Source organism: Planomonospora algeriensis (assembly GCF_977012225.1).
Genome location: NZ_CDRNDK010000351.1, coordinates 1 through 6,727, shown reverse-complemented (window position 1 = coordinate 6,727; position 6,727 = coordinate 1). Strand labels below are relative to the sequence as shown.

The 6,727-nt window shown below is 74.8% G+C and carries 4 protein-coding genes and 2 pseudogenes; 3 read left to right on the top strand and 3 right to left on the bottom strand.

Annotation, left to right across the window (positions count from 1 at the left end):
- From ACWJ6R_RS27110 to ACWJ6R_RS27100, 3 genes and pseudogenes are all read left to right on the top strand, one after another.
- Nucleotides 1-584, top strand: a pseudogene (locus tag ACWJ6R_RS27110) (hypothetical protein); the annotation flags it as partial.
- On the top strand, nucleotides 569-778 hold the full coding sequence (locus ACWJ6R_RS27105) for a hypothetical protein (RefSeq protein ID WP_449064945.1): 210 nt from the start codon (nucleotides 569-571) through the stop codon (nucleotides 776-778). The pseudogene ACWJ6R_RS27110 and the gene ACWJ6R_RS27105, both read left to right, overlap by 16 nt.
- The gene (locus ACWJ6R_RS27100) at nucleotides 775-1,182 is read left to right on the top strand and encodes a hypothetical protein (RefSeq protein ID WP_449064944.1); all 408 of its coding nucleotides are present in this window, start codon (nucleotides 775-777) and stop codon (nucleotides 1,180-1,182) included. Before ACWJ6R_RS27105 ends, ACWJ6R_RS27100 begins: the two co-directional genes overlap by 4 nt.
- Before the next feature lie 56 nt (nucleotides 1,183-1,238).
- Here the strand turns inward: ACWJ6R_RS27100 and ACWJ6R_RS27095 are convergent, their stop codons facing one another.
- From ACWJ6R_RS27095 to ACWJ6R_RS27085, 3 genes and pseudogenes are all read right to left on the bottom strand, one after another.
- Nucleotides 1,239-3,839 carry a polynucleotide kinase-phosphatase gene (locus tag ACWJ6R_RS27095; protein WP_449064943.1) on the bottom strand — a complete coding sequence of 867 codons (2,601 nt, stop codon included), beginning with the start codon at nucleotides 3,837-3,839 and terminating at the stop codon, nucleotides 1,239-1,241.
- Nucleotides 3,836-5,287 (bottom strand): 3' terminal RNA ribose 2'-O-methyltransferase Hen1, encoded by a 1,452-nt coding sequence (locus tag ACWJ6R_RS27090; protein ID WP_449064942.1) that lies wholly within the window; start codon nucleotides 5,285-5,287, stop codon nucleotides 3,836-3,838. The genes ACWJ6R_RS27095 and ACWJ6R_RS27090 overlap by 4 nt, the downstream gene beginning before the upstream one ends.
- 217 nt (nucleotides 5,288-5,504) lie before the next feature.
- Nucleotides 5,505-6,427: pseudogene (locus tag ACWJ6R_RS27085) on the bottom strand (LLM class F420-dependent oxidoreductase).
- Between the last annotated feature and the right edge of the window lie 300 nt (nucleotides 6,428-6,727).

Genomic DNA, 6,727 nt, shown 5'->3' with positions numbered 1-6,727 from the left:
GCGCCGCCCCCACGGCCGAGGCCGGGGCGCAGGGGCGCCCGTTCGTGCAGGGACGGGTGGCGACGGTGCCCGCCCGCCCGGCTGCGGGGCAGGAGTTCACCCTCCGGATCGACCTCGTCGACGGCTCCACCGGCCTGCCGGTGGACGACCTGGCCGTGCACCACGAGGCACTGGCCCACCTGGTCGTCACCAGTGAGGACGGGCGGGCCTTCCACCACGTGCACCCGCTGCGGACGGCTCCCGGGCGGCTGGAGGTCAGGATGCGGGCGACGCGGCCGGGCCGCCATCTGGCCTACGCCGAACTGGAGCGGGAGGACTCCGGCGGGCAGCTCGTCACCGGCGAGTTCACCGTCGGCGGCGAGCCCTCCCCCGCCGAAACCCTCGCCGAAACCGCGGCCGAGCCCGCCGCCATCGGACCCGCCGCCGCCGAATCCGCGGCCGCCGAACCCTCCCCCACCGGACCCGCCGGCCGGCCGGGTCCGCCGCGGCTGCGCCCGGCCGTTCCCGTCGCCGGGCGCCCGCGACGATCGAGGTCGAGACCTCGGGCGCGGTGCGCCCCTGGCTCGGCATGGCGGGCCACCTGATCGTACGGAGCCAGGACGGCGCCTTCCTGGGGCACGTGCACGAGATGGGGTCGGCCGGGACCGGCAGGCTCCGCTTCACCTTCGGCTTCCCCGCCGCGGGGCGCTACCTCGCCTGGGCGCAGTACGCCACCGGCGACCGGATCGTCACCGTGCCGTTCACCGTCGACGTCGCGGCACCGGAGGCGGTCCGATGAGACGTGCCCTCGTCGCCGCCGTCTGCCTGGTGACGGCCGCCGCGGCGTTCTTCGTCCTCGGCCGGGGCGGCGACGAGCCCCTCCGGCTGACCGTCACCGGGACGCGCTACGCCGTGACCGTGCTGATCGGCGAACCGGTGGCCGGGAAGGGGGCGGTCGAGGTGCTGCTGGACTCCGGTGACGCGGACACCGTCGTGCTGTCGGCCGTGATGCCCGAGATGGGACACGCCACGCCGGAGGTCGTCGCGCGGGAGCCGGAGCCCGGCCGCTTCCTGGCCGAGGGAGGGCTCTTCTCCATGGCCGGGGTCTGGGAGCTCGCGATCCGCCTGACCGGGCCCCCGGGCGAGGAGGTGCTCACGGTCAAGGCGCTGATCACCGGCCCGGCCGCGGAGCCGGGGACCTGAGGTCTCTGCGGATCCCCGTCCCCGGCCCTCCCCGAGCCCCGGGCGCGGAACACCCCCTACAGCCGGGGGTCCACCGGCTCGGACTCCAGCGCGAGGACGGCGAAGACCGCCTCGTGGATCCGCCACAGCGGCTCTCCTCCCGCCAGCCGGGACAGCGCCTCCAGCCCGAGCGCGTGCTCGCGCAGCGCCAGGGAGCGCTTCCGCCCCAGGAACCGGTTGCGCAGCACGTCCAGGCTCTCGGTGTAGTCGGGACCGTAGATGATCCGCAGGTACTCCCGCCCGCGCACCTTGATCCCCGGCTGGACCCGGCCCGGGCGCGCCGGCTCGGCGGGCACGGTGACCGGCTTGACCACCATGCCCTCGCCGCCCTCGGCGGTCAGCGCCGACCACCACGCGGTCGCCGCCTGCTTCGACTCCGCCGAGTCCAGGTCGGCGTAGACGTGCCGGGTGGGCGCGATCAGCGGGTCGTCCAGCCGCGACAGCATCTCCAGGTGCCACGGGTGCGGCTCGGTCACGGCCGTCGCCCGGCCCTCGCAGGCCAGGATCTGGAACGGGGCCAGGCGGATGCCGTCCAGGCCCGCCACCGGCCAGCAGTAGCGTGCGTAGGCGTCCCTGAACCGGGCGGCGTTCTCCAGCCGGCGCCGGGTGCGCTCCAGCGGCCCGCCCACGTCCAGGCCGCGTCCGGCGGCGGCCTCCAGCGCCGCGACCGCCTCCGGCAGCGCGGTGCGGGCCGCCGCCCCCACCGACGCGTACTGGCTGCGGATCAGCCCTTCCGCCTTGGCCGACCACGGCAGCAGCTCGCCGTCCAGGACCAGCCAGTCCGAGCCCAGCTCGTCCATGAGCGGCGCGCACGCCCGCCGGAGCCGGTCCACCAGCTCCCCGGCGACCGCGGGGTCGCTGAAGAACGGCCGGCCGGTCCGGGTGTGCACGGCGCCCGAGCTGCCGTCCGCGACGCCGAAGCGCGCCGCCGCGACCTCGGGTGTCCTGGCCAGTACGGCCACCGCCCGCGAGCCCATGTGCTTCTCCTCGCACACCACCCGCCGCACCCCGGCCGCGGCGAACTCGGCGAACGCCTCCGCCGGGTGCTCCAGGTAGCCGTCCAGCCGGGAGGTCTCCGGCGGGGCCATCGTCGGCGGCAGGTAGACCAGCCAGCGCGGGTCCACCGCGAACCGGCTCATGATCTCCAGCGCGGCGGCGGAGTTCTCCTCCCTGACCTTGATCCGGCCGCCGCCGTGGCGCACCTCGATGTGCCGGGTGCCGCGCACGTCGTCGATGGAGAGCAGCCCCGGGTCCCGCCGGCCCGCCTCCTGGCCGGGGGCGGCCAGCGGCCGGGCGGGCTCGTACCAGACCTTCTCGGCGGGCACCGAGACGATCTCCCGGCTCGGGTAGCGCAGCGCGGTCAGCCGCCCGCCGAAGACCACGCCGGTGTCCAGGCAGATGGTGTTGTTGACCCACTCGGGCTCGGTGACCGGCGTGTGCCCGTAGACGACCGTGGCCCGGCCGCGGTACTCCCGCGCCCAGGGGTAGCGCACCGGCAGGCCGTACTCGTCGGTCTCGCCGGTGGTGTCGCCGTACAGCGCGAAGGAGCGCACCCGGCCCGAGGCGCGGCCGTGGTAGGCCTCCTTCAGCCCGGCGTGCGCGACGACGAGCCTGCCGCCGTCGAGCTGGTAGTGGCTGATCAGGCCGTCCATGAACTCCAGCGCGGCCTTCCGGAACTCCTCCGGCTCGGCGGCGAGCTGGTCGAGCGACTCCTGCAGCCCGTGCGCGACCCGCACCTTGCGCCCGTTCAGCGCGCGGGCGAGCTTCTGCTCGTGGTTGCCCGACACGCACAGCGCGGTCCCGGCGGCGACCATGCCCATGACGAGGCGGAGCACGCCCGGCGTGTCGGGGCCGCGGTCCACCAGGTCGCCGACGAACACCGCGGTGCGGCCCTCGGGGTGGGTCGCGCCGGCCGGGGTGACCTGCCAGCCCAGCTCGCGCAGGAGCGTCTCCAGCTCGGCGCGGCAGCCGTGCACGTCGCCGATGACGTCGAACGGCCCGGTCAGCTCGCGCCGGTCGGTCCACGCCCGCTCCGTGACGACCTCTGCGGCCTCGATCTCGTCGGCGCCGCGCAGCACGTGCACGCGGCGGAAGCCGTCGCGGGAGATCTTCCCCAGGGAGCGCCGCAGGTCCTTGCGCTGCCGCCGGACCACCTGCGGTCCGAAGTCGCGGTCGGGCCTGGTCTCGTTGCGCGCGATCGCGACCTCCTCGGGGACGTCCAGGACGATCGCGTCGACCAGGACGTTCTCCGACTTGGCCAGGTCGATGAGCTGCTTGCGGGCCTCCCACTGCACGTTGGTGGCGTCCACGACCGTGAGCAGGCCGCGGCGCAGCCGGGTGCGCACGATGTAGTGGAGCACGTCGAAGGCGTCCGGGGTGGCCGCCTGGTCGTTCTCGTCGTCGGCCACCAGGCCGCGGCAGAAGTCGGAGGAGACCACCTGGGTCGGCGCGAAGTTCCGGCGCGCGAAGGTCGACTTCCCGCTCCCGGACACCCCGACGAGCACGACCAGCGACATCTCCGGCACGGTGATCCTGCTCACCCCGCCCCTCCCCTCCTGCCCGGCGGTCTCGTCCGCCGGTCCCTCTCCGCTCGCGAGAACGGCGCTCTCCTCGGTCATTCCGCCCCTCCCAGGGTGAAGACGGCCAGCTGCGTGGGCGGGCCGACCTCGGGGTCGTCGTCCCCGACGGGCCGGAACGCGGCGGTGCAGCGGTACTCGGCGCAGATCCGCTCCGCCCAGGCGGCGAACTCGGCCCGGGTCCACTCGAAGCGGTGGTCGGGGTGGCGCATGCCCGTCAGGAACTCGTAGCGGACGTTGTACTCGGCGTTGGGCGTCGTCACGATCACGTGGCCGGGCCGGGCGGCGCCGAAGACCACGCGTTCGAGAGCGGCCAGGCGCGGCGGATCGACGTGCTCGACGACCTCCATCAGGACGGCGGCGTCGTAGCCGGCGAACCGGTCGTCGGTGTAGGTCAGTGCCCCCTGGAACAGCTCCAGCCGCGCCCTCTGCCGGTCGGGCATGCGGTCCAGCCGCAGCTTGCGGGCGGCGACGGTGAGCGCCTGGGACGACACGTCCGTCCCGGCGACCCTGGTGAACGACGGGTCCGCCAGCAGCGCCCCGACCAGCTGGCCGGTCCCGCAGCCCAGGTCGATGACCGTGCGCGCGCCCAGCTCGCCCAGTACGGCGAGCACGGCCTCCCGGCGCAGCACGTTCAGCGGCTTCCTGCCTCCGGCCTCCGTCCCGTTCCCGTCCTCCGCCGAGCCGCCCCGCGAGGGCACGGCGGTCTCGGCGGGCTCCTCCTCGGCGGGGGGCTCCAGCTCCTCCACGTCGTCGCCGAGCTCGGCCAGGCGGGCGAAGGCCGTCCGGGTCAGGGCCCAGCGGCGGCCGAGGTAGCGGCGGGTGATCAGTCCCCTCTCCGGGTGGGCGGCCAGCCAGGACTCTCCGGCGCGGATGAGCTTGTCCACCTCGTCGGAGGCGATCCAGTAGTGCTTGGCGTCGTCCAGGACGGGCAGCAGCACGTAGAGCTGGTTGAGCGCGTCGGCCAGCCGGACCTCGCCGCGCAGCGACAGCCGCACGTAGCGGGAGTCGCCCCACTCGGGGAAGCCCTCGTCCAGCGGTACGGCCCGCGCCTCGACCTCCCAGCCCAGCGGCTCGAACAGGCGGTGCGCCAGCTCGGGGCCGCCCCGGCAGGGCAGGGCGGGAAGCGCGATCTCCAGGGGGATGGGCCCTGCCGCCAGTTCGGGGCGGCTCGCGCAGCGTCCGGTGCGCGCGGTGCGGAAGACGTCCGCCAGCGCCCCGGCCAGCAGCGACGACGCGGCGTAGGGCCGGTCGTTGACGTACTGGCCCAGCGCGTAGTCGGGGGTGGACCGGCCGCGTGAGCGCACCAGGCGGACCGGGTCGACGTCGAGCATCAGCGCCGCGGTGCAGCGCTCCTCGCTCGCCTCCGGGTAGAAGACGCGGGCCGTGCCGTACGACTGGCCGAACTCCTGGACCCGGTCCGGGTGCTTGTGCAGCAGGAAGCCGAGGTCGGTGGCGGGCCGTACGGTCGTGGAGATGGTGAGCAGCACCCGGGACAGTCTGCCGCATGTCCGATTCGCCGGACCATCGATTAACGGCTGGAGCAGGACGGCGGCCGGGGCGTCCGAGCGGCCCCCGGCCGCGCCGGACGGCGGCCGGCTCGACCAGGTGATCCCCGGTCGCGCCGCACCGCCGGGCGGCGGCCCGGCTCGACCGGGGCGTCCTGGTGATCCCCCGGCGGGCCGGGCCGTCCGCGGACGGCCGCGGTCAGACCTGCCGCAGCACCTCGGCGGCGATGAGCTCCAGGTGCTCCAGGTCCTCCAGATCCAGCAGCTGCAGGTAGATCCGCTCGGCGCCCATTTCCGCGAACCCGCCGATCTTCTCCACCACCTCCGCGGGGTGCCCGCCAGCCCTCCGGCACGCAGCGCGGCGAGGTCCTGACCGATCACCGCGGCCCGGCGCGCGAGCTCCGCCTCGTCGGTGCCCACGCAGACGGTCTGCGCGGCCGAGAGCACGATCGGGGAACGGCCCGCCTCCTCGCACGCCTCACGGACCCGCCCGAAGGCCGCGGCGGTGTCCTCCGGCGTGCGGAACGGCACGTTGTACTCGTCGGCGAAACGCGCGGCCAGCCGCGGGGTGCGCCGGGCGCCGAAGCCGCCGATGATGATCGGCGGTCTCGGGCTCTGCGCGGGCTTGGGCAGGGCGGGCGAGTCGGCGAGCCGGTAGTGGGCGCCCTCGAAGGAGAACGTCTTGTCCGCGGGCGTGGTCCACAACCCGGTGAGGATCTCCAGCTGCTCCTCGAAACGGGCGAAGCGCTCGCCGACCGGAGGGAACGGGATGCCGTACGCGGAGTGCTCGGCGTCGAACCAGCCGGTGCCCATGCCCAGCTCGACCCGGCCGCCGCTCATCCGGTCGACCTGGGCCACGCTGATCGCCAGCGGCCCGGGCAGCCGGAAGGTCGCCGGGGTGACCAGCGTGCCGAGCCTGATGGTGGAGGTCTCCCTCGCCAGGCCCGCGAGGGTCACCCAGGCGTCGGTGGATCCGGGACCGGGGTCGCCCGCCCCGATCCGCAGGTAGTGGTCGGAGCGGAAGAAGGCGTCGAACCCCAGCCGCTCCGAGGTCCGCGCGACCACCAGCAACTCGTCGTAGGTGGCGCCCTGCTGCGGTTCAGTGAAGATCCTCAACTTCATGGACCTCATTATCCGGCCGCCCCGCCCGTACTCCGCCGAAAGCTCGCGCCGCGGCACACCCCCTTGCTAACGTTCGAACCCCGAATGCTGTAGGTGTTCGCTCCGATACCCTGAGCGATCACCCGGTGTCGTCGAGAGGGTGGATCACATGTCCGTGGTGACAGACCGCTCCGCCGCCCGCCACGCCCGCGAGCCGGGCACCCCGCCCCGCGCCCTCATCGTGCTCGCCTCCGGGGCGCTCGCCACCGTGACCGGCGCCGCGCTCTGGCTCCTGCCCACCGAGACGGGCGAGTGGGGCCG

Bases quoted from the DNA above. Each gene is read 5' to 3' on its own strand.
- ACWJ6R_RS27105 (WP_449064945.1), top strand. From the start codon at position 569: ATGGCGGGCCACCTGATCGTACGGAGCCAGGACGGCGCCTTCCTGGGG.
- ACWJ6R_RS27100 (WP_449064944.1), top strand. From the start codon at position 775: ATGAGACGTGCCCTCGTCGCCGCCGTCTGCCTGGTGACGGCCGCCGCG.
- ACWJ6R_RS27095 (WP_449064943.1), bottom strand. From the start codon at position 3,839: ATGACCGAGGAGAGCGCCGTTCTCGCGAGCGGAGAGGGACCGGCGGAC.